The sequence below is a fragment of the Myceligenerans salitolerans genome (assembly GCF_017349295.1).
Taxonomy (GTDB): Bacteria; Actinomycetota; Actinomycetes; order Actinomycetales; family Cellulomonadaceae; genus Myceligenerans; species Myceligenerans salitolerans.
Window position 1 is genome coordinate 135,061 of sequence record NZ_JAFMPK010000009.1, and the last position, 22,161, is coordinate 157,221.

General features: G+C 71.9%; 18 protein-coding genes. 7 read left to right on the top strand and 11 right to left on the bottom strand.

The window, feature by feature from the left end; translation table 11 throughout:
* Nucleotides 1-30: 30 nt before the first annotated feature.
* The 7 genes from J0911_RS01025 to J0911_RS01055 form a co-directional block, all read right to left on the bottom strand.
* Nucleotides 31-1,734, bottom strand: coding sequence for an STING domain-containing protein (locus J0911_RS01025; RefSeq protein ID WP_207273534.1), 1,704 nt, complete (start codon nucleotides 1,732-1,734; stop codon nucleotides 31-33).
* Entirely contained in the window at nucleotides 1,716-2,075 is a 360-nt protein-coding gene (locus tag J0911_RS01030) for a CU044_2847 family protein (protein ID WP_207273535.1), read from the bottom strand. Before J0911_RS01030 ends, J0911_RS01025 begins: the two co-directional genes overlap by 19 nt.
* A 248-nt stretch (nucleotides 2,076-2,323) precedes the next feature.
* Nucleotides 2,324-3,997: a GH39 family glycosyl hydrolase gene (locus J0911_RS01035; protein ID WP_207273536.1), complete on the bottom strand. Its 1,674-nt coding sequence runs from the start codon at nucleotides 3,995-3,997 to the stop codon at nucleotides 2,324-2,326.
* Nucleotides 3,998-3,999: 2 nt separating this feature from the next.
* On the bottom strand, nucleotides 4,000-4,866 hold the full coding sequence (locus tag J0911_RS01040) for a carbohydrate ABC transporter permease (protein ID WP_207273537.1): 867 nt from the start codon (nucleotides 4,864-4,866) through the stop codon (nucleotides 4,000-4,002).
* Nucleotides 4,863-5,900: a carbohydrate ABC transporter permease gene (locus J0911_RS01045; RefSeq protein ID WP_207273538.1), complete on the bottom strand. Its 1,038-nt coding sequence runs from the start codon at nucleotides 5,898-5,900 to the stop codon at nucleotides 4,863-4,865. The genes J0911_RS01040 and J0911_RS01045 overlap by 4 nt, the downstream gene beginning before the upstream one ends.
* Before the next feature lie 10 nt (nucleotides 5,901-5,910).
* Nucleotides 5,911-7,230 carry an ABC transporter substrate-binding protein gene (locus J0911_RS01050; protein WP_207273539.1) on the bottom strand — a complete coding sequence of 440 codons (1,320 nt, stop codon included), beginning with the start codon at nucleotides 7,228-7,230 and terminating at the stop codon, nucleotides 5,911-5,913.
* 156 nt (nucleotides 7,231-7,386) lie between these two features.
* A complete protein-coding gene (locus J0911_RS01055) occupies nucleotides 7,387-8,907 on the bottom strand; it encodes an alpha-N-arabinofuranosidase (RefSeq protein ID WP_207273540.1) in 1,521 nt (506 codons plus the stop codon).
* Nucleotides 8,908-9,118: 211 nt separating this feature from the next.
* Here J0911_RS01055 and J0911_RS01060 point away from each other — a divergent pair, with 211 nt between their 5' ends.
* Nucleotides 9,119-10,150: a LacI family DNA-binding transcriptional regulator gene (locus tag J0911_RS01060; RefSeq protein ID WP_207273541.1), complete on the top strand. Its 1,032-nt coding sequence runs from the start codon at nucleotides 9,119-9,121 to the stop codon at nucleotides 10,148-10,150.
* Nucleotides 10,151-10,246: 96 nt separating this feature from the next.
* Here the strand turns inward: J0911_RS01060 and J0911_RS01065 are convergent, their stop codons facing one another.
* Nucleotides 10,247-11,686 (bottom strand): alanine/glycine:cation symporter family protein, encoded by a 1,440-nt coding sequence (locus J0911_RS01065; protein WP_207273542.1) that lies wholly within the window; start codon nucleotides 11,684-11,686, stop codon nucleotides 10,247-10,249.
* A 558-nt stretch (nucleotides 11,687-12,244) separates the two neighbouring features.
* Between J0911_RS01065 and murA the strand changes: the two genes are divergently transcribed.
* The 3 genes from murA (at nucleotide 12,245) to J0911_RS01080 (ending at nucleotide 15,479) form a co-directional block, all read left to right on the top strand.
* Nucleotides 12,245-13,561, top strand: coding sequence for a UDP-N-acetylglucosamine 1-carboxyvinyltransferase (gene murA, locus J0911_RS01070; RefSeq protein ID WP_207273543.1), 1,317 nt, complete (start codon nucleotides 12,245-12,247; stop codon nucleotides 13,559-13,561).
* Between the two features lie 143 nt (nucleotides 13,562-13,704).
* A complete protein-coding gene (locus J0911_RS01075; protein WP_207273544.1) occupies nucleotides 13,705-14,472 on the top strand; it encodes a lysophospholipid acyltransferase family protein in 768 nt (255 codons plus the stop codon).
* Nucleotides 14,469-15,479 (top strand): NAD(P)H-dependent glycerol-3-phosphate dehydrogenase, encoded by a 1,011-nt coding sequence (locus tag J0911_RS01080; protein WP_207273545.1) that lies wholly within the window; start codon nucleotides 14,469-14,471, stop codon nucleotides 15,477-15,479. Before J0911_RS01075 ends, J0911_RS01080 begins: the two co-directional genes overlap by 4 nt.
* A gap of 196 nt (nucleotides 15,480-15,675) precedes the next feature.
* Here the strand turns inward: J0911_RS01080 and J0911_RS01085 are convergent, their stop codons facing one another.
* The 3 genes from J0911_RS01085 to J0911_RS01095 form a co-directional block, all read right to left on the bottom strand.
* The gene (locus J0911_RS01085; protein ID WP_207273546.1) at nucleotides 15,676-16,413 is read right to left on the bottom strand and encodes an AMIN-like domain-containing (lipo)protein; all 738 of its coding nucleotides are present in this window, start codon (nucleotides 16,411-16,413) and stop codon (nucleotides 15,676-15,678) included.
* Nucleotides 16,410-17,579: a trans-sulfuration enzyme family protein gene (locus J0911_RS01090; protein ID WP_207273547.1), complete on the bottom strand. Its 1,170-nt coding sequence runs from the start codon at nucleotides 17,577-17,579 to the stop codon at nucleotides 16,410-16,412. Before J0911_RS01090 ends, J0911_RS01085 begins: the two co-directional genes overlap by 4 nt.
* 89 nt (nucleotides 17,580-17,668) lie before the next feature.
* On the bottom strand, nucleotides 17,669-19,369 hold the full coding sequence (locus J0911_RS01095) for an aldehyde dehydrogenase family protein (RefSeq protein WP_207273548.1): 1,701 nt from the start codon (nucleotides 19,367-19,369) through the stop codon (nucleotides 17,669-17,671).
* Between the two features lie 187 nt (nucleotides 19,370-19,556).
* Here J0911_RS01095 and J0911_RS01100 point away from each other — a divergent pair, with 187 nt between their 5' ends.
* The 3 genes from J0911_RS01100 to J0911_RS01110 all read left to right on the top strand — a co-directional run bounded on the left by J0911_RS01100 (nucleotide 19,557) and on the right by J0911_RS01110 (nucleotide 22,160).
* Nucleotides 19,557-20,729 carry a D-alanine--D-alanine ligase family protein gene (locus J0911_RS01100; protein ID WP_207273549.1) on the top strand — a complete coding sequence of 391 codons (1,173 nt, stop codon included), beginning with the start codon at nucleotides 19,557-19,559 and terminating at the stop codon, nucleotides 20,727-20,729.
* A 100-nt stretch (nucleotides 20,730-20,829) separates the two neighbouring features.
* Entirely contained in the window at nucleotides 20,830-21,651 is an 822-nt protein-coding gene (locus J0911_RS01105; protein WP_207273550.1) for an MBL fold metallo-hydrolase, read from the top strand.
* Nucleotides 21,621-22,160: a DUF6232 family protein gene (locus J0911_RS01110; protein WP_207273551.1), complete on the top strand. Its 540-nt coding sequence runs from the start codon at nucleotides 21,621-21,623 to the stop codon at nucleotides 22,158-22,160. Before J0911_RS01105 ends, J0911_RS01110 begins: the two co-directional genes overlap by 31 nt.
* The last annotated feature ends 1 nt before the right edge of the window (nucleotide 22,161 follow it).

A 22,161-nucleotide genomic window follows, 5' to 3' on the forward strand; every position in this document is an offset into this window, starting at 1 on the left:
CGTGCGGTATCACGGCACCGTGGGCGGGGCTCAGCCGTACAGGTCCGGGAACACCGCGCTCGCACGGGCCACGTGCACCACCGTGCGCATCAGCTCGCCCGCGTGCCGGTCCATGTCGTTGCGGACGAGGTCGAGCAGCCGGAGGTGGAAACGGTCGATCTCCTTCCGCTCGAGCTCCTCGCCCGCGGTCCGCTGGTCCTCGGGACTGCCTGCGAGGTGCCCGACGCGCTCGGCGATCGAGTCGCTCATGACGTTCATCGTCGTGGGGAACACGTCGTAGAGGACCACCGGCTGGTTCCTGCGCGGCCGCCGGGCCTTCATCGTCCGGGGGCGGGAGAGGCCGTCGTTGATGGAGACGTCGACCACCTGTGCCGCGATGTCGCGGGTGATGAACTCGTCGCGCGCCCAGGACAGCCGGTCGGGCAGCACGACGGTCAGCGTGATCCCCGCCAGCTGGGAGCGCCGCAGGCGCTTGCCGTCCACGACCACCTCGGCCTCGCCCGGGCGCTGGCGGACGCGGCGCAGGATCTCGGACACGGGCCGCACGAAGTTCCTCAGGTAGCCGCGGGACAGCGCGTCGGCGGCGGAGATCTGCGTCAGCGGGGTGTGGAAGAAGCTTCTCAGCGGATTGCGCGTGTCGCCGTCACCGATACCGCCGAACGTCGACCGGACCGCCTCCAGGCGGCCGAGCAGCTGGGTGCGGGCGGTCTCGGTGTCGGCCAGGTCGAGCAGCTGGACCTGGAACATGCCGCGATCGGGGTCCGGCAGGGCGGCGTCGGCCACCACCACGTCCGGTACGCCGAGCGCCTGCGCCACGGCCAGTTCGTAGACGACGTTCGAGTCGTCGCCGGTGACGTCGGCGACGACCGCGTCCGCCAGTTCGAGACGGCGGTAGTCCTCGGCGTTCGTCGCGCCGTCACGAGAGGTGTACAGGTCCATGCCGAGGGCGTCGACGACCGGCCGTACGACGTCGTCCCGCAGCCCGGGGGTGCGCTCGCGGGGCTCGATCAGGACACAGGTCCGCCGCTGCGCGGCGACGGTGAAGCCGCGCAGGTCGGCCCAGTAGTCCACGACCCGGATCAGCGGCATCGCCAGCGCCGACGCGGGCTCGCGGCGGTCGCGTCCCGCGACGTAGCTGATCTGGAAGCCGATCACCGCGTTGTGTGTGGTGCTCCAGACCGCGGAACCGCTGAACCCGGTGTGGGTCAGGGACGTGGTCTCGTACTGGAACAGCCACTGGTCGGACCGCGCGCCCTTGACGCTGTGCCCCGTCAGCACGCCACGTCCGGACTGTTGACGGCCCGGCGTGTTCGAGCCGTACCCGGTGACCCGGACGGTTCCCTCGGCGTCGTCGACCATGACGGTCGGCAGTGCGTTGCGGTCCGTTCCGGCGCTCAGCCGCAGGACGGCGACGTCGATGTCGGCGGACCGGTCCCGGATCGGCGGCATCACGAACACGGCCGGTTCGGCCGCCGGCTTCTCACCGGGCCTGGCGGGGAACCTCACGTGCGCCACCGGTTCCGCGGTCTCGTCGACCGCGGCCTTCACGACGGCCGCCTCGTACAGGTCCACCACCACGTGGCCGGCGGTGATCAGGTGTCCCTGGTGCGAGACGAGCCACGCCGTGCCGAGTGACCGTCCCGGCTCGCCGAGGACGCCGTCGACGTCGAGCACCTCGCACGTCGCCTGCTCCAGCTTCTCCCGGACGTCCACGCTCAGTCCGTGAAATCCCACGTCAACCGGGCCGCGATACCGCTCTCGCCGCTCGCGGCGACGACCCACACGTTCGCGGACGCCGAGAACTTCAGCGACATCTCCAGTTCGAGCGACCGGGGCGCGCCCGTTCCCTGCTCCTTGACCTGCTGCGCCAGCGTGCCCGAGATGTCGCGCATGATTTCCGTGAGCACGACCTTGAGCTGCTCGTAGCCGTCGGCCACCTGCTCGGGCAGGTTCCCGCTCTCGACCGTGCCGTCGTAGTCGTCGCCGAGCAGGCCGGGGACGACCCGCTCGACCGCCACGTCCGACGGCTCCAGGTACAGGGTCGCGCTGCCCACCGCCACCGGTACGGCCTCCATGGCACTCCGCTCGATCGCCGACCATCGTCGCAGGTAGTCTAGGGAATGCGGGCGGCCTCCGACAGGGTCGGCCGAGCACGATCCCGAGCCGACGGCCGACCACGCCATATCGGTGGTGTGGTCACGCTCCCACCGCCCCAGAACGACGTGCTCGCCGAAATGGCGTTGTCGGCACCACGCAGGACGGCGTGGCCGGCGCTTCCCGGGCCGGCGCTTCCCGGGCCGTCGTCGGCGGGGCCCGGGCGCCGTCAGGCGGGCGCGGGGCTGCCCTCCACGACGGACATCAGCGCCCAGGCGGGGAGCTCGACGTCGAGCTCGAGCATCCCGGAGGACGACGCCGTCACGACCTCGCGCCGCAGGGCATCGGCCTCGACCCGGAGCCGGGCGGTCTCCTCCCGGGACAGGTTGAGCGGCTCGCCGAGCCGGTGCCACGTCTCCGCCACGTTCCCGTGCTCCAGGTCGAGGATCTCGACCTGGAAGCGGCTGCCCGGCGCCAGCCCCTCGACGCGGTGGCGGATCCGGCGGGCGGGTCCGACGTCGGCCAGCGGCCGGGTCGCGGCATAGGTGTCCCGTGAGCCGACGGACGCGCGGCCCATCCCCTCGGGATAGTTGACGAAGAGCCCCGCCAGCCGTCCGGTGGCCCCGGAACGGGTGAGCACGCCGTGCGGGGTCGATAGCAGGAGCCGGTCCCCGAGACGGGCGAGCATCGCCATCGCGTGGAAGGTCGGCTTGTGGATGCCCTGCTCGTTGACGAGGCCGAACCCTCCGTGGAACGGCCCGATGCCGGCACCGCCCTCCTCGAACACGTCCGTGAACGTCCAGTAGGAGATCGAGTCGGCGAGCTCGGCGCACCGCAGGTAGGTGCGCGCGACGTAGGCCGCGGCGTACACGGTGTCATGGATCGCGTCGCGGCTCGACGGGGAGGTCGACCACTCGGTGATGTGGATCGCCGCCCTCGGGAACGCGCTGCGGGCGACGACCTCGTGGAGGGTGACGAGGTCGTCGGGCGTGGCGTCGGCGTGCCGGCTGATGGCGTGCCCCTCGCCGTCGGCGCCGAAGGCGTAGTCGGTCGGGTACAGGTGGGTCGTCACGAAGTCGACGGGGACGTCACGGGCCGCGCACCAGGCGAGGAACTCCTCGATCCACACCGGACGCCAGACCAGCGCGTCGACGTCCTGCGCCGCGGCCGTCGCGTACTCCTGCGTACGGTCCTCGGTCTCGCCCCGGTACCGGTCGTCGGGCACGAACACACTGGTGGACGGCCCGCCGACCTGGAGCAGGGGATCGATCGCCTTGATCGCCCGCGCCGTCGCCCCGTACAGCTCGAAGTACTCGGTGCGGGTGCCCGTCCAGAAGTGGGGCACCAGGTTCGGCTCGTTCCACACCTCGAACGGCCAGCGGCGCACCTCCTCGGCGCCGTACCGGTCGATCCAGTGCCGCACCGTGGCGGTCACGAGTTCCACCCACCGGTCGAGGTCGGCGGGCGGGCTGCCGTGCGCCTTCCACCAGAAGACCGTCTCGGTGTCCCGGGCGAGCTCGCGTGGCATGAAGCCCAGTTCGACGAACGGCCGCGCCCCGGCGTCCAGGACGGCGTCGAACACCTTGTCGACGTAGGAGAACGTGTGGACGGGCTCCGGGAGCGGCTCGCCGGGGCCGAAGCCGCCTCCGTTCGTCGTCCGGTAGACGAACATGTCGTCGTGGAACACGCCGTGGAAACGGACGTAGCGGGCGCCGAGGACGTCGACCGCCTCGCGGAAGTGCTCCTGCCAGTCCGCCCGGAGCGCCTCGTACGCGCGGCCCGCCCCGACGCACTCGTTCCAGATGTGCCGCAGCGGGCGCTCGGCGGGCTCCGCGCCGTCGATCAGCAGGGTGGTGGACGACGACGCGCCGTCGCCGGGCCTGCGGCCGGACCTCGTGCTCATGGTCATCCCTTCACTGCTCCGGTCAGGCCGCCGACGATGCGGCGTTCGAACGCGGAGAAGAAGATCAGCGCCGGGACCATCGACAACGAGACGAACGCGAGCACCCGGGCGGTGTCGACCGAGTACTGGGACGCGAACGCCTGGACGCCCAGCGGAAGCGTGTACAGGGCCGGGTCGTTGAGCAGGAAGAGCGGCAGCAGGTAGCTGTTCCAGCTCGCGACGAAGGCCAGGATCCCCACGGTGATGACCCCGGGGAGCGAGAGCGGCACGACCATCCGGGTGAAGAACCCGAGCCGCGAGGCGCCGTCGATGAACGCCGCCTCCTCCAGCTCCCGCGGGATGGCCCGGAGGAACGGCACCAGGATGATCACGGTGGTCGGCAGCGCGAACGCGATCTGCGGCACGATGATGCCCGCGAGCGTGTTCGTCAGCCCCAGGTCACGGACCAGGATGTACAGCGGCGTGATCGCCACCGTGATGGGGAACATGAGCCCCGCGGCGAACAGCGAGTACATCGCGTGCTTGGCCCGGAACGGGTAGCGCGCGATCACGTAGCTGGTCATGAGGCCGAGCACGACGACGCCGAGCGTGGTCCCCACGGCGGCGACGAGCGAGTTGGCGAGCTGCTGCCAGAACAGGCCGCCGGTCAGCACGGAGAGGTAGTTCCCGACCTCCCACGGGTCGGGCAGGCCGGCCGGTGACTGGATGATCTGCGAGTTCGTGCGGAACCCGCCCAGGACGACGTAGACGGCGGGCGCGAGGCACACACCGACCAGTGCGAACGCCACCAGGTAGGCGGCCAGGCTTCCCCCGCCGTCGACGGAGTCGTGGCGGGGACGGCGCCGGGTTGTCATGGCGGCGGACGTCATGCCGCACCTCCTGTCAGGGCGCCTTCGGTGTCGCGGCGCAGCAGGTAGCGCTGGTACACCAGCGCGACCGCGAGCGAGATGAGGAAGATGACCACGGCGACGGCGCTGCCGTAGCCGTAGGCGCCGGAGATGCGGCCGTTGGCGACCATGTAGGTCGCCATCGTCGAGGTCCCGGCGGTGTCGGCCACGTACTGGCCCCAGATGACGTACACGAGGTCGAACACCTGCAGCGAGCCGATGATCGACAGGAAGGCCCAGATCCGGATGGTCGGGCCGAGCAGCGGCAGCGTGATGTACCACTGCGTCTTCCAGTACGACGCGCCGTCGATCGCCGCCGCCTCCCGCAGCTCGTCGGGCACCCCCTGCAGGCCCGCGAGCATGAGGATGACCGCGAAACCGATGTACTTCCAGACCAGGATGAGCATGAGCGACCAGATCGCGACGTCGGGGTCGGCGAGCCAGTCCTGGCGCAGCGCGCCGAGCCCGGCCTGGTCCAGGACGTCGTTGACGGCGCCCGCGGTGTGCAGCATGAGGCTGAAGCCGATGGCGACGATGACCTCCGACAGCACGTACGGCACGAAGATCAGCACGCGGATGAGCGAGCGTCCGCGCATCCTCCGGTTCAGGAGCAGGGCGATACCGATGGCCACGGGCCCCTGCATCACCAGGGACATCACGAGGATGAACGCGTTGTGCCACAGGGCTTCCAGGAACGCGGTGTCGGTGAGGATGAGCTGGTAGTTGCGCAGGCCGACGAACTCCGTCGGGGGGCCGTAGCCGCTCCAGCGGAAGAAGCCGTAGTACCCGGCCATGAGGACGGGCAGGATCACGAACGTGACGAAGACGGCGGTCCCGGGGCCGGCGAGCAGGAGGATCTCCAGCCACCGCCGCCACGGGACCGGACGACGGCGGGCCGTCCGTGCGGCCGCCGCGCGAACCGGCCCGCGGGCCGGGGACGGTACCGGACCGGTGCCGTCCCCGGCCGCGGGCGGACCCGCCGGCACGTCGGATCTCACGTGCTCGGGCGTGCTCATGGAGGCCGCCTCAGCTCCGGGCGGCGGCGTCGGAGACGGCGGAGACGAACCCGGCGGGGTCCGTGCCTCCCGTGAGCAGCTCCACCACGGCCTGGTTGAGGGCCGTGCCGACCTGCTGGCCGTAGTTCGTGTCCAGGAAGTCCGACACGTAGCTGGCCTCGGCGAGGGCGTCGAGCATCTGCTCGTCGTACTCGTTGGTCACCACGTCCTTCGCGTCGTCGTGCAGCGGGATGGTGCCGAAGGCCTCGTAGAAGCCCTCCTGGTGCTTCTCGGAGTTCATGAGCGCGAGGAACTCGCCGCACAGCTCCTTGGGCGCGGACGCGGAGCAGGAGAACCCGCCCTGCCCGCCCATGACCGCCTCGGCGTCGCCCTCGCCGGACGGCACCTGCGGGAACGGGAACCAGCCCAGGTCCTCCAGCGGCTCCTGGTCGGGCGTGAGGTTCATGACCACGCCCGGCTGCCACGCTCCCATCAGTTCCATGGCCGCCTCGTGGTTGGCGAGCAGGCCGGCCGAGCTGCTGGCGCCCTGCTGGGCGGAGGTGGTCAGGAAGCCCTCGTTGAACGGCTCCAGCGCCGCCAGGTCGGTGACGTCCTGGGCCGCCCGCTCGTAGCACTCGTGGGAGAAGTCGAGGGACTCGTTCGTCGCCTCCAGCGTCTGCGCGGAGCACTCACGCAGGGCGAAGAAGTAGTACCAGTGCGCGGCGGGCCACGCGTCCTTGCCGCCCAGGGCGATCGGGGTGATCCCGGCGTCCTGGAGCCTGCCGATCGCGTCCTCCAGGTCCTCGACCGTCTCGGGCAGCTCGGTGATCCCCGCCTCGGCGAACAGGTCCTTGCTGTACCAGATGCCGCCGGGCTGGATCAGCTGCGGAGCGGCCAGCAGCCGGCCGTCGATGCTGAGTGCCTCGAACGACGCCTCGCCGAGCTTCTCGCGCATCTCGGGGGCGTCCACGGCGGTGCCCGTGAGGTCGAGGAGCTGGCCCGCGGCGGCCATGTCCTTCATCTTCCCGCCGCCGCGCTGCAGGAAGACGTCGGGCGCGTCGCCCGAGTTCAGCGCGGTCTGGAGCTTTCCGTCGAGCTCCTCGTTCTGCACGTGCTGAGCCTCGACGGTGATGTTCTCGTGCTCCGCCTCGAACTGGGCGGCGACCTCCTCGAACCAGTCCTGGCCCGGGCCGGTCGTGTAGTTGGTCCAGACGGTCAGGGTGTACGGCTCACCCTCCTCGACCGTCGTGCCGTCGGGGGACGTGCCCCCGGAGCAGGCGGACAGCGTAAGGGCTCCCGCCAGGGCGCAGGCGGAGGCGGCGTACGCCCCGCGGCGGTTTCTTCCGGTCATCGTTGACGTTCTCCTTCGGTCGGCCGCGTTCCGGCGTCGGTGCCGGACTGCGGCGGGACGGGGCGCGCCCGTCGGTCTCGGGGGGGGGGGGAGGCGAGGCGGGTGGAGGCACCGGTTCCGTGCGCCGGCGGCCTCGGGATGCCTGCCTGCGGTGCGTTAGGTGAGCCGGAACTCGACGGTGGCGTAGGAGTGCGGCGGTAGCTGCACACGCAGGCCGCGGGGGTGCTCGTGGACGCCGTCGAACGTGCTGGGCGCGACGGCGGACGGGGCGTCGGGCGTGTTGTGCGACTGGAGCGCGGGCGCGGTGAGGATCCGTGCGCGCCCGGGGCGCGCGGTGCGGCCCCGCAGGTCCAGCACCACCTCGCGGGGCTCGCTCGCGTCCAGGTTGCTCAGCGAGACGAGCGCGTCGTCGTCCCTGGTGGACGCCGTGACGGAGAGCAGGGGCAGGGTGCGACCGTCCGCCTCCCGCGTCGGGACGTCGCGCAGGTGGACGTCCAGCGACGCGGCGTCGTGGTGGCCGGTGTTCATCTCGAACACGTGGTAAGTGGGCGTGCGGACGAGCGCGCCGGAGTCCGGGTCGGTGAGGAGCATCGCCTGGAGCACGTTGACCGTCTGCGCGATGTTCGCCATGACGACGCGGTCGGCGTGCCGGTGGAACGCGTCGAGGTGGGTGCTCGCGACGAGGGCGTCGCGCAGGGTGTTCTGCTGGTACAGGAACCCCGGGTTGGTTCCCGGCTCGACGTTCCACCAGGTGCCCCACTCGTCCACCACGAGGCCGACCTTGCGGTACGGGTCGTAGCGGTCCATGACCGTGGCGTGCCGGGTGAGGAACTCCTCCATCCGCGAGGCGCGGGACAGCGCGACGTACCACTCGTCCTCGGTGAAGCGGGTCGCGTCGCCCTTGTCCGCCCAGGAGCCGGTCATCGTGTAGTAGTGCAGCGACAACGCCTGGAACGGGCCCGCCGGAGCCGCGGGGTCGGCGGCCAGGTCGTCGAACGACCGCATCATGGTCTCGGTCCAGTCGTACTGGTCGTCGTGAGGGCCTACGGCGATGCGGTAGACGGAGTTGTCGCCCTGGTCGCGCACGAACGTCGAGTAGTGGCGGGCCAGGGAGGCGTACTGCTCGGCCCGCATGTTGCCGCCGCAGCCCCAGGTCTCGTTGCCGATGCCCCAGAACGGCACGCGCCACGGCTCGTCCCGGCCGTTCGCCCGGCGCAGCGCCGCCATGGGGGAGTCGTCGGCCCGGGTGAGGTACTCGACCCACTCCGACATCTCCCGCACGGAGCCGGACCCGACGTTGCCCGACACGTAGGGTTCCGCGCCGAGCAGCTCGCACAGGTCGAGGAACTCGTGCGTGCCGAACGAGTTGTCCTCCACGACGTCGCCCCAGTGGCTGTTGACGATCCGCGGGCGCTGGTCCCGCGGCCCGACGCCGTCTCGCCAGTGGTACGTGTCGCCGAAGCAGCCGCCGGGCCAGCGCAGGTTGGGGATCCGCAGGGCGCGCAGCGCCTCCACGACGTCGCGCCGGATGCCCCGGACGTGCGGCACGTCCGCGTCCTCGCCCACCCAGAACCCGCCGTAGACGCAGCGGCCCAGGTGCTCGGCGAAGTGTCCGTACACGTGACGTGAGACGACCGGGCCCGGCAGGTCCAGGTCGATGATGGCTGTGGTGGTCATGTCGCCTTCCGGTACGACGGCGTCGCTGCCGTCATCGCGAACTACGGTGTACGCAAGATTTATCGTTAAATCTTCGGCAGGAGTCGACCACCACCGGTGCGCCGCGTCAAGCAGCGGGCCTTAGATCGTCACCGTTTCGTGACCTGAGGTGGGGCGGGTGCGCGATGCGGTTGCCGGGCTGGCAGAGTGACCCGTCGTGGGGAGAAGACGAATGGTCACGATGAGCGAGGTGGCGCGCGCGGCCGGGGTGTCGGTGATGACCGTGTCGAACGTGCTCAACGGGCGGTCCAACGTGGGTGCCGACACGCGGCTGCGGGTACTCGAGGTCGTCGAGGAGCTCGGGTACGAGATCAACCTGACCGCACGCCGGCTGAGGTCCGGCCGGACGGGCACGATCGGCCTCATCGTGCCCCAGTTCGACCTGCACTACTACGGCGAGCTCGCGTCACGGATCTCGGAGGCCCTGGCGCCGGAGGGCATGCATCTGGTCGTCGAGCAGTCGGGTGCCAGCCGGGAACGGGAGCTGTCGGCGCTCTCGCTCGCCAGGCTCCAGCAGTACGACGGCGTGCTGCTGAGCGCCGTCGGGCTCGACATGGCCGATCTCGAGCGCATCCATCCCGACGTGCCGATCGTCCTCCTGGGCGAGCAGGCCGTACCCGATCGCTATCACCGCGTCCGGATGGGGAACGTCGTCGGCTCACGGCTCGCCACCGAGCACCTGATCCGCTGCGGAGCCCACCGGATCGCGGTGCTGGGCGGGAAGCTGTCCGCGCCGCACCCCGAGATGGCGACCTGTCGTGCGCAAGGCTGGTCCCAGGCGCTGGAGCAGGCCGGCCTCCCTCACGACCCGGGGCTCGTCATCCCGCTGACCACGTACTCGATCGCCGAGGCGCGCGCGGCGGTCGCCACGGCGATCGACGGCGGACTGGAGGTCGACGGCATGTTCGCCGTGACCGACGAGGTCGCGATCGGTGCCCTCGCGGGCCTGCACGACGCCGGGCTGCGGGTGCCGGACGACGTCCAGCTCGCCGGGTTCGACAACCTTGGCATCTCCGAGCACCTCGTGCCGGGCCTGACGACGATCGACCCCGGCCACCCCGTGATGGTGGCCGAGGCCCTGCGCCTGCTGCGGCGCCAGCTGGAGGACCGGGAGGCAGGGCCGGAGCACGTGGTCGGGGACGTGAGCCTGATCGTCCGTGGCACGACCCGTGCCCGCGATACCTCCTCGCCGGCGCCCGGCTGACCACGCCCGGTCGGGGCGGCCCGGGCTGCCCGGAGCCGCCCGAGCTGCCCGGGGCCGCCCCGGGCGCGGTCGGCCCCGGCCCCGGGGGCGGCGTGCTCAGACGCGCGCCACCTGGTGCTCGGCGTCGTCGTCCGGGGCGCCCTCGCCCTTGACGACGCGCGACCAGTAGCCCTTGATCTCGCGGCGCAGGTCGCCGGAGAGCAGGTACAGGCACAGGATGTTCGGCACGGCCATGGCGAAGATGGCCGCGTCGGAGAAGCCGAGCACGGAGTCGCTCGCACCGAGCGCGCCCACCACGGTGAAGACGCAGAACAGCACCTTGTAGACGTTCTCCGCGTGGCGGTTGTCACCGAAGAGGTAGCCGGTGGCCTTCGCGCCGTAGTAGGACCACGAGAGCATCGTCGAGAACGCGAAGAGGACCACGCAGATCGCGAGCACGTACGGGAACCAGGGCAGGACCGACTTGAAGGCCGCCGACGTGAGCGCGACGCCGTCGTCCCCGCCGGTGGTCCAGACGCCCGTGATGACGATGGTGAGCGCGGTCATCGTGCAGATCACGACGGTGTCGATGAACGGCTCGAGCAGGGCCACGAAACCCTCGCTGGCAGGCTCGTCGGTCTTCACCGCGGAGTGCGCGATGGCGGCCGAGCCGATGCCGGCCTCGTTCGAGAACGCGGCGCGCTGGAAGCCCATGATGAGCACGCCGATGATGCCGCCCGTGATGCCGTCCGGGTCGAACGCGCCCCCGATGATCTGGCCGAACGCGGCCGGGACGGCGGTGAGGTTGCCGAGGATGACCACGAGGCAGGCGGCCAGGTACACGACGGCCATGGCCGGGACGACCTTGCTCGTGACGTTGGCGATCGACCGGATGCCCCCGATGATCACGAGGCCCACGAGGACCGCGAAGCCGAGTCCGACCCACAGGCCGAGGGTCTCGATGTCGCTGCCCGCGACGTTGGCGATCTGCGCGGCCGCCTGGTTCGACTGGAACATGTTGCCGCCGCCCAGGGAGCCGAGGATCGCGAAGACCGCGAAGAGGGCCGCGAGCACCTTGCCGAGACCGCCGAGGCGGATCGACGCCAGGCCGTCACGCATCACGTACATCGGGCCGCCCGAGACGGTGCCGTCGGCGTGCACGTGGCGGTACTTGGTGGAGAGCGTGCACTCGGCCATCTTGAGCGACATGCCCAGGAGGCCCGCGACGATCATCCAGAACGTCGCGCCGGGGCCGCCGATGGTGATGGCGATGGCGACGCCGGCGATGTTGCCGAGGCCCACGGTGCCCGACAGCGCCGTGGCCAGCGCCTGGAAGTGCGACACCTCGCCGGGGTCGCGCTTGTCGTCGAACTTGCCGCGCACCAGGTCGATGGCGTGCTTGAAGCCCCACAGGTTCGGGAACCCGAGCCACACGGTGAAGAACACGGCGGCGACGATCAGCCAGACCACCACCAGCCGGAGGTCGGTACCCGCCACCGGAACGGCGAAGAAGACGTACTCGGCGAACGTGTCGAGCACGAGATTGACGTTGTCCATGAAGCTCCCTCTGACGTGGCCCGCACCTCGTGAGGGTCGTCGAGGAGTGGCCGGTGCGCTGCGCCGTTCTGACGCTTCCTGACGCACTGGGCAAGAGAACCTAAGGGGCCCATGCAGCGGAACTCAAACCACGCGGAGCGCCGCACCGGTCGGACCGCGACAGCGGTCGCACCCGGATCCGCTCACCGGCGGGGGCGGGACGGCGACGGGACCGTCGGTGATGTGGTATAGATCACACTCCGGACACCTCGCGGCGAAAGGTGAAAAACGTTGTTCGCACGAAGGCCCGCGTGTCGCTGCGGTGGCGCCCTGCCGCGCCACCGCTCGGCGTGTCGCACGCCACGGGCGCGGCGTGTCCGCGCGCGCCACCGTGCGTGGCGGGTGAAGGTGTAGTGAACGTGAATACTCTCGGCTCGGGGCGTGTTGGCACGCTCGTGCCCGTCGGGGCAGGATCATCGGGGCGCGCGGCCCGGCGACGATCATGTCCCGTGGCACCGGCCGGGTCCGCCGGACGGACGGCCATCGACTGCCCATCGACGACAAGGCGACGACGAGGACATGAACGACCTTCTCTACGTGAACGGCGGGAACCCGCTGAACGGTTCCATCACGGTGCGCGGCGCCAAGAACTTCGTCTCGAAGTCCATGGTCGCCTCACTGCTGGGCGAGACCCCGAGCGTGCTGCGCAACGTGCCGCAGATCCGGGACGTCAAGGTGGTCTCCGGGCTCCTGGAGCTGCACGGCGTGGCCGTGAAGTACGACCCCGACGCGGGAATCCTCGATCTCGACCCCTCGAACGTCGAGTCCGCCCATGTCGCCGACATCGACGCGCACGCCGGCGCCAGCCGGATCCCGATCCTGTTCTGCGGACCGCTCCTGCACCGGCTCGGTGAGGCGTTCATCCCGGACCTGGGCGGTTGCCGGATCGGCGACCGGCCGATCGACTACCACCTCGACATCCTGCGCCAGTTCGGCGCCGTCGTCGACAAGCGACCCAACGGGATCCACCTGCGCGCGCCCCGCCGCCTGCAGGGCACCAAGATCTCGCTCCCGTACCCCAGCGTCGGCGCCACGGAGCAGCTGCTGCTCACGGCGGTCCGCGCCGAGGGCGTCACCGAGCTGTCCGGCGCCGCGATCGAGCCCGAGATCATGGACCTCATCGCCGTGCTGCAGAAGATGGGTGCCATCATCTCGGTCGACACCGACCGCGTGATCCGCATCGAGGGCGTCGACCGCCTCGAGGGCTACACCCACACGGCGCTGGCCGACCGGATCGAGGCGGCCTCGTGGGCCTCGGCCGCGCTCGCCACCGGCGGCGACATCACCGTCAAGGGCGCGACCCAGCCGGAGATGATGACGTTCCTCAACACGTTCCGGAAGGTCGGCGGCCGGTTCGACGTCCAGGACGACGGCATCCGGTTCTGGCACCCGGGCGGAGACCTGAAGTCGATCGTGCTCGAGACCGACGTGCACCCCGGCTTCATGACCGACTGGCAGCAGCCCCTCGTCGTCGCCCTCACGCAGGCCAAGGGCCTGTCGATCGTGCACGAGACGGTCTACGAGAACCGTTTCGGCTTCACCGAGGCGGTGCGCAAGATGGGCGCCACCATCCAGGTCTACAAGGAGTGCCTGGGTGGCGGCGCGTGCCGGTTCGGCGCGCGGAACTTCCACCACTCCGCGGTGATCTCCGGCCCGACCCCGCTCGCCGCGGCCGACATCGAGGTGCCGGACCTGCGCGGCGGGTTCAGCCACCTCATCGCGGCGCTGGCCGCGAAGGGGCAGTCGACCGTCCGCGGCATCCGGCTCATCGACCGGGGCTACGAGAACTTCCAGGACAAGCTCGTCGCCCTCGGCGCGGACGTGTCCCGCGACTGAGCGACGCCGAAACCCGCACCGGCACCCGTCCCGCCGGGTCCCTGCCCCCTCGAGGCAGTGGGCCCGGCGGGTGCCGGGACCGGGCGGGTGCCGGGACCAGGGGCACGGTCCTGCGCACGAGCCCTGGCAGGTATTGTTTCGCCGTGCCCAACGCCAGCCCTCCATCCCGTCCGCCGCAGACCCGCGCGTACCGGTTCGTCGCCTTCTGCGTGCGACACCTCGGCTTCAGCCTGTGGAAGTACGACTGGCGAGGACAGGAGAACTTCCCGAAGAAGGGCGGGTTCATCGCGGCGGCCAACCACGTCACCGAGATCGACCCCCTGCCTCTGGCGCACTTCGTCTACGACAGCGGGTACGAGCCCCGCATCCTCGCCAAGAGGGCCCTGTTCGACTCACCGGTCGGGTTCGCGCTGAAGTGGACGAACATGATCCCGGTGGACCGCGGCACCAAGGCCTCCGCGCAGTCCCTCGCCGACGCCGGCAAGCTCCTGGGTGACGGCGCCGCCGTCGTCATCCTGCCCGAGGGCACCCTCACCCGGGACCCCGACCTGTGGCCCATGGTCGCCAAGACCGGCATGGCGCGCATGGCGCTCGCCTCGAGACTGCCCGTCGTCCCGATCGCCCAGTGGGGCGCCCACCGGACACTGCCCCGGTACGGCCGCGTCCCCAGCCCGTTCCCCCGGAAGAAGGTCGTCATCTCGGTCGGTGAACCCGTCGACCTCTCCGACCTGTACGACAAGCCGCTCGACAGCGCCGTCCTGGCGGAGGCGACGGAACGGGTCATGGACGCCATCACCGGCCAGCTCGCCGAGATCCGTGGCGAGGAGCCGCCGAAGCACCGTTTCGACCTGCGCAAGCACCCCGAGTACAACGCCAAGCGGACCGACTACCCGCCGGTGGAGCGCCCGTGAGCGGCGAGCCGACCCGGGTCGCCGTCCTCGGCTCCGGAGCCTGGGGCACCGCCTTCGCGATGGTGCTGGCCGACGCCGGCTGCGACGTCGTCCTGTGGGGCCGCGACCCCGAGGTGGCGCGCTCCGTCACCGAGGACCACGCGAACCCCAAGCGGCTGCCCGGCGTCACGCTGCCGCCGATGCGCGGCACCACCGACGCCGCCGAGGCGCTCGCGGGCGCCGCCATCGTCGTGGCGGCGATCCCCTCCCAGGTGGCGCGCACCACGCTGGCGCCGATGACGGACCTCGTCGAGCCCGACGCCGTGGTCGTGTCCCTGATGAAGGGCGTCGAACTCGCCACCGACAAGCGGATGAGCGAGGTCGTCGCCGAGGCTCTGGACATCCCGGCCACCCGCGTCGCCGTCGTCTCCGGTCCGAACCTGGCGCCCGAGATCGCTCAGCGCCAGGTCGCCGCCAGCGTCGTGGCCGCACCCGACGAGGCGACGGCCCGCTTCGTCGCCGACGCGTGCTCCGCCCCGTACTTCCGGCCCTACACCAACGACGACGTGGTGGGCGTGGAGCTCTGCGGCGCCGTGAAGAACATCATCGCGCTCGCGGTGGGCATGGCCCAGGGCCGCGGTTTCGGCTGGAACACCACGGCCACGCTCATCACCCGTGGTCTCGTGGAGATCACCCGCCTGGGCATGGCGCTCGGGGCCCGGCCCGAGACCTTCTCCGGGCTGGCCGGCATGGGGGATCTGGTGGCCACGTGCGCGTCTCCGCTGAGCCGCAACCACACCCTGGGCAAGCACCTCGGCCAGGGGATGTCCCTGGACGAGGCGATCGTGGCCACCGGTGGTACGGCCGAGGGGGTCAAGTCCTCGGCGTCGGTCCTCGACCTGGCCCGGACGCACGGTGTGGACATGCCGATCACGGAGGGCGTCGTCGGCGTGATCTCGGGCAGGCTCCCGATCGACGAGCTGGGTGTCGCCCTTCTCTCCCGGCCCCTCAAGTCGGAGAGCGTCTGAGCGGTGCCCCCGCGGCGCAGACTGCCCTCGCTCGCCGGGTGCGGTCGGTCCGATGTCGAGCGGTCGGTCGCTTGTCAATGCGGTCGGCTCCTTGGGGGACCGACCGCTCGACGAAGGACCGACCGCTCGACGAAGGACCGTCCGCTCGACGAAGGACCGACGACATCTGGGGCGGTATCAGCGACGCCCTGGGGCGTCAGTGCTGGACGTCGAGGACCACTCGGACCGGGTCGGTCAGGAGGAAGACGCGGAACGGGCGCTCGGCCTCGTCGACGCCGACGAAGGCCGTGCTGTAGCCCTCGAACCAGGTGCGGTACACGACCTCCTCGACGGCCTCCGTGCTCGCCGGCCGGATCGGGGTGCGGTCGGCATCGGGGACGCCCGAGTCGGTCGGGGCTGCGGTGCCCGAGATCCTCACCTGGAGGATCGCGTCGCCCGCCACGTCCACACGGTGGCCACTGCCGTCGTCGCGCGCCTCGGGCACGTACCGCACGTCCCAGCCCGGCGTGCCGGACCCGGTGCCCTCCAGGTCGAACACGACCCGGTCGAATCCGTCGTGGACTCCCGTCCGGATGTCGGTGACGGTCAGGAAGGTCTCTCCGACACCCGTCGGTTCGGCCCGGTCGGGGCTCGTGTCGGCGGTGAACGGCGGCGCCGACGTGGGCGTGTCCTCGTCGGACCCGCCGTCGCCGTCGCCGTCGGCCTCGCCGCCACCGGTGCCGCCGTCGCCGGACGCGCCGTCGTCGTCCGGCGCGCCGGTACCCGGGGCGTCGCTCGCCGGAGAGCCGGACGGCGAGGCGCCCGACCCGCCACCGACCGTGCCGGTCTCCGACGGGGCACCCGCCGGCTCCCCGTCGCCGGTGCAGCCGGCGGCCAGCAGGGCCAGGACCGCGGGCAGGACGAGGGCGGCCGAGAGGCTCCGTCGCAGAGTCATCCTCCGAGCGTATCGGGACGCAGGGCCCTGTCCAGGTCGGCCCACAGGTCCTCGACGTCCTCGACGCCCACGCTCAGTCGCAGCAGGTCCTCCGGCACCGTCACCGACTCCGTGCCCCACCGTCGCCGGCGCTCGATCAGCGACTCGACCCCGCCCAGTGAGGTGGCCGGAACCCACAGCCTGCAGCGGCCGACGACGGCGTCCGCCGCGGCCGCGGAACCGGCTCCGCCGTCGGACACCGGCCGCACACCGACGATCGCCCCGTACGCGTCCATGTGGGCCGACGCCCGGACATGTCCCGGGTCGCCGGGCAGGGACGGGTGGCGTACCTCGGCGACGCCCGGATGGCCGGCGAGCCGCCGGGCCAGCTCGGCCGCGTTCGCGCAGGCCCGTTCGAACCGCAGCGGGAAGGTGCGGAGGCCGCGCAGCGCCAGCCACACCTCGAACGGTCCGGCGATCGCGCCGTGCAGCGTGCGGTGGCCGCGGATCCGTGCCGCGAGACCGGGATCGTTCGTGACCACGGCCCCCAGGATCACGTCCGAGTGCCCGGCGAGGAACTTCGACACGGAGTGCAGCACCAGGTCGGCTCCGCTCCCGAGAGGCCGCTGCCCGAGCGGCGTGGCGAAGGTGTTGTCCACCGCCGTGCGCACACCGCGCTCCCGGGCCGCTGAGAGGAGCGCGGGCAGGTCGGCGACCTCCAGCATCGGGTTCGTCGGCGACTCGACCAGCAGCAGGTCGGCCCCGTCGAGTGCGGCCACCACGGCGTCGGTGTCCGCGATGTCGACCCGCCGCACGGCGACGCCGTGGCGCGCCGCGAGGTCGTCCGCGTAACCGCTGGTCGTCTGGTAGGCGTGGCGCGGAAGCACCAGGACCCCGCCGTCGGGCACGAGCGACAGCACCGCGGCGATCGCGGCCATCCCGGAGGAGAACACGATCCCGCGCTCGGCCGCGTCCTCGAGCGCGGCCAGGGCGTCCTCGAAGGCGTGCCACGCGTCGGTGTCGGCCCGCGCGTAGGCGAGCTCACCGGGCGGCACCTCGCCCTGGGAGACATACGTGCTGTTCAGCGGAATTGGTGGGTTCACCGCTCCGCCCCGCCGCCGGCCGGGCCGTCCGGCGTGCACGGCGACGGTCGCGGGGGACGGCGAGGGATGGTGCTGATCGGTCATGCCGTGAGCGTACGACGGGACCGTGGCGTCGGCCGCCGTCGCCCCGGCCCACCCGTGGCCCGCCGCGGCGGAGCCCGCGCGGGCGTCGGTCAGCCGCGGAAGGCCGAGACCAGCACGGGGAGGAGACGCCCCCACGAGGGTGCCGCCGCGTAGCGGGTCAGCCGCTCACCCGTGGCCGCGGCGGTGCGGGCACCGGCGAACCAGGGTGGCTTCGGGAAGAGCGAGAGCTCACCGCGCGCCACGGAGCGCGGGAAGTCACGGAACGGCCCGGTCACCACGGTGCGCTCCGGTCCGGCCAGCAGGTGGCCGTTGTGCACGACCCCGATCCCGCTGCCGACGTCCTCGGTCGTGTGACCGGGAAAGGCTCCCCAGGTGGCGCCCGCCAGCAGGAATCCGACGGCGGTCCAGGCGTTCACGGCGATCGTGCCGTAGCGCAGCCCGGCGAGGGCGTCGTCGAACGTGGCACCCATGCTTTTCCGGGTCGCCGGGTCGACGACGACGTTCGCGCCGAGCGTGCCTTCGAGCCGCTCGTTGGCGAAGTCCACCGCGGCGCGCAGGAACCCCGCTCCGGTTCCCGGAAGCCGTGTCCAGGCGAGCACGGGCGCGAAGTACTCCGTCCCGCACGCGGGGTCGTCGCCCGTGGACTCCAGCAGGACGCGGCCGTTGATCGTCTCCGCGCCCGCGTGTGCGGCGACGGCCTCGGCGACGCGGCGGGCCGAGCCGGGGTACCAGGGATCGCGTGCGGGCAGCCGTTCGAACGCGCGGCGCAGCTGGGTCAGAAAGGCGTCCCGCTGCGGCCAGTCGTCGCTGAGCACGACCATCTGCCCGGCGATGCAGTTGTGCCCGGCGTTGTGCAGACGCATCGTCGCGACGTGCTCGGCCTGGAAGCGGAGATCGGCGTCGGACCATCTGCCGGGGACCACGATGACCGGTGAGACGCCGCCGAGCTCACTGGTGATCGGGACCGCCAGCCGCGGCTCGCCCTGCGTCCGGCGGCGGTCCGCCTCGTCGCCGCGCCCCCACACGATGGCGTCGTGGGTGGTGCGGGAGCCGGTGACGTGCACCTTGTCGACCCCGTCGTGCCGGGCCAGGTAGGCGCCGACGGCGCTGTCGCCGTTCACGACGCGGACCGCGCCGATGCGGATCAGCGGCGCGAGGGCCTTCTCGTAGACGCCGAGCAGGCCGGCGAAGGTCGGGTTGAGCTTCACGAGCGACGTGCGGCCCGCCGCCACGAGCTCGTAGAAGGCGTCGAGCGGCGCGATCGACGAGACGTTCCCGGCGCCGAGCACGAGACCGACGCCGCCGCTCGTGCCCACCGTGCCGGCGCCCAGCCCGGCCTCACGCCGCACCTGCTCGGCGGAGACGCCTGGCGGCATCCACACCTCGGCCCGGAAGCCGTGGAACAGGACCCGCTCCTGGGCCGTACGCGGCAGCACCCGTACGGCGGTGCGGCCGCCGGGCGCGGCGCGCACGGGGAGCCCGTCGGCGGGGGACCGGCCCTGTGCGATCGCCTCGTACGCACGGGCGTAGGCGGCCGAGGACTCCAGCGCGGCGTACGGGCCGCTCATCCACTCCTCGCCGGCCGCGGCCGAACCGTCCGGGATGCCCTTCGCGCGTGCCGCGGTCTCGGCCCACTCACGCGCGGTGCCCGCGACGGCGTCGAACACCTCACGGAACACCCGGGCACGGCCCGGGACGGGGAGGCCGGCCCAGTGCTCGGCGCCGTCGCGCAGTTCGCGCAGCGCCCGGTCGAGCTCGGGCCGGGCCGTGGACACATCCGTCGCACTCATCGCCACGTCTCCTTCGACAGGCTCTCGTTGTAGCGGGAGTCAGTTGCTCGCCTCGGGTGATTCTGCCCTGTTCCGGGACACGGGCGCCAGGGCGTCGTCGTCGCGGTGCCGAGGGTCGCCGGCCAGGACGGTCGCCGCCGCCCCGCGCGGCCTCCGGTATGCCCCGGGTCCGGTAGTGTCAGGGCCGATGTCGAACCGCAGCGATGCCCAGTCCTCCACGCCCGAACCCGCGGCGGCCGCGCCCGACCCCGGCCGCCGGCCGCGCGTGGTGCTCCTGTTCGGCGGGCGCTCGGGCGAGCACGGCATCTCCGTCGCCACCGCGGGTGGTGTCCTGGGGGCCATCGACCGGGACAAGTACGAGGTGGTGCCCGTGGGCATCACCCGTGACGGCCAGTGGGTCGTGGCCGACGGCCAGGCCGCGCGCTGGGCCATCACCGACGGCAAGGTTCCCGAGGTGCCCGCCGCTCCGGGCGAGGTGGTGCTGCCGCTGCGCGCCGGATCCCGCGACGTGCGGGTGATCGAGGCGGGACGGGTTCCCGCCGCGCTGGGCGAGGTCGACGTCGTGTTCCCGTTGCTGCACGGCCCGTACGGGGAGGACGGCACGGTCCAGGGGCTTCTGGAGCTCGCCGACGTGAAGTACGTCGGTTCCGGCGTGCTGGCCTCGGCGGTCGGGATGGACAAGCACTTCATGAAGATGGTCTTCGCCGGCCACGGCCTGCCGATCGGCCCGTACACGGTGATCCGGCCGGGGGAGTGGGACACCCGCAGGGACGAGGTGCTGTCCGAGGTGGCCGGTCTCGGCCTGCCGTTGTTCGTGAAGCCCGCCCGGGCGGGCTCGTCCCTCGGCGTCTCGCGCGTGGACTCGCTCGACGACCTGGACGCGGCCGTGCGCGCCGCGGCCGAGCACGACCCGAAGGTGATCGTCGAGGCCGGACTCGCCGGGCGCGAGATCGAGTGCGCCGTGCTGGGCGGCCGGAACGGGGCGCGCCCGCGGGCGTCGCTGCCGGGCGAGATCGAGGTGACGGCCGGCGACCACGACTTCTACGACTTCGAGGCCAAGTACCTGGCGGAGGCCGACGTCGAGCTGTCCTGCCCGGCGGACCTGCCCGACCACGTGATCAAGGAGATCCAGGAGGTCGCGATCCGGGCCTTCGAGGCGGTGGGTGCGGAAGGGCTGTCCCGGGTGGACGTGTTCGTTGGTCCGGACGAGCGGGTCGTGGTCAACGAGATCAACACGATGCCGGGCTTCACCCCGTTCTCCATGTACCCGCGGATGTGGGACGCGTCCGGTGTCCCGTACCCGGAGCTCATCGACGAACTGATCCAGCTCGCGCTCGAGCGCCCGGTCGGTTTGCGCTGATCCGCGGATCCGGGCGGCGATCTCCGGATTCATCCTTTACTCCTGATTGCCTGGATGGCACCCTTACTGAGATGTCATTGCAGGTCAAGGGGGTGCTGGAATGGTCGTGGTCAGCCGGGTCGCGCCGGATGTCTTCCGGTGCTCCGGCACGCACGTCAACTGGTACCTGCTGCGCGAGGGCCGGCATCTGACCCTGATCGACGCGGGCTGGAGCGGCGACACGGCCGCCGTCGTCGCGTCGGTGGTGGCGGTCGGCTGCGACCCGCGGGACGTGCGGGCGATCGTGATCACGCACGCGCACGCGGACCATCTCGGCGGCGCGCGGCACTTCCGCCGGGAGTACGGCACGCCCGTGCACATGGCGGCGGCCGACGCCGAGCACGCCGCGAACGGTGAGCTCGAGCAGCCACGGCCCCTCGACGTCGTCCGGCGGCTCGGCGGGCGCCGCGCCCTGCGGTGGGGGCTCGACGTGGCACGGGCCGGGGCGCTCCGGCGCCGGTCCCTGCCCGGCGCCGTGCCGCTGCCCGACGGCGACTCCTGGGAACCCCTGGACCTGCCCGGTGCCCCTGTGCCGGTGGCGACGCCCGGCCACACCTCCGGGTCGACCTCCTACATGCTGCCCGGCGGCCTGCTGGCCACCGGTGACGCGCTCATCACCGCACATCCCCTGGCCCGGCTGACCGGGCCGCAGCTGTCCCCGGCGTTCTTCGCCCACGACCCGGCTGCCGCCGACGCGTCGCTCGACGTGCTCGCGGGGCTGGACGCCGGTGTCGTGCTCCCGGGACACGGCCCGGTCTGGCGGGGGTCGATGGGAGAGGCGACGCGCATCGCGAGATGGAGAGCGGACGGCGGGGGCGCGAGCCTGCGCCACGGAACGAGAAGGGCGGGATCGTGGCAGCGTTCTGGAAGCTCGAAGGGCTGACGGAGACGACGTGGACACCACGGGTCAGCGGCGGCATCCTCACCGTCAGCGGGATCATGTTCCCCCTGGGGAACCTGGAGCGGGCGAGGATCCACCGGATCGGCAAGCCTCGCCGCCGCATGCCCGGCGGCTGGCCGGGGCAGGCGGCGGGGGTCGTCGTGCTGTTCGCGCTCGCCTGGGCATGCTTCCTGCTGTTCGGCGTGCTGGAACCGCTGTTCTGGCTCGGTCCCGCGCTGCTCGTCGTCGCGGCGGGCGCTCTGCTCGCCTACGGCATGCGCGGCGCCCCCTGCCCGCCGTTCGCGTGCCTGGAGATCGAGTCCAGCACGGGATACGTCGTGCGGGTCTTCTCCCACAACACGAACGGCGAGCTGGAACGGCTGCGTGAGGCGGTCGGGCGCGGGCACCACGACCGGAGCCACGAGTTCTCCGAGGAGATGAAGCTGCTCAAGAACGCCCACGAGTTCTGCGACCTGGGCGGTACGCCGGACAAGGTCGACGTCGTGCGGTGAG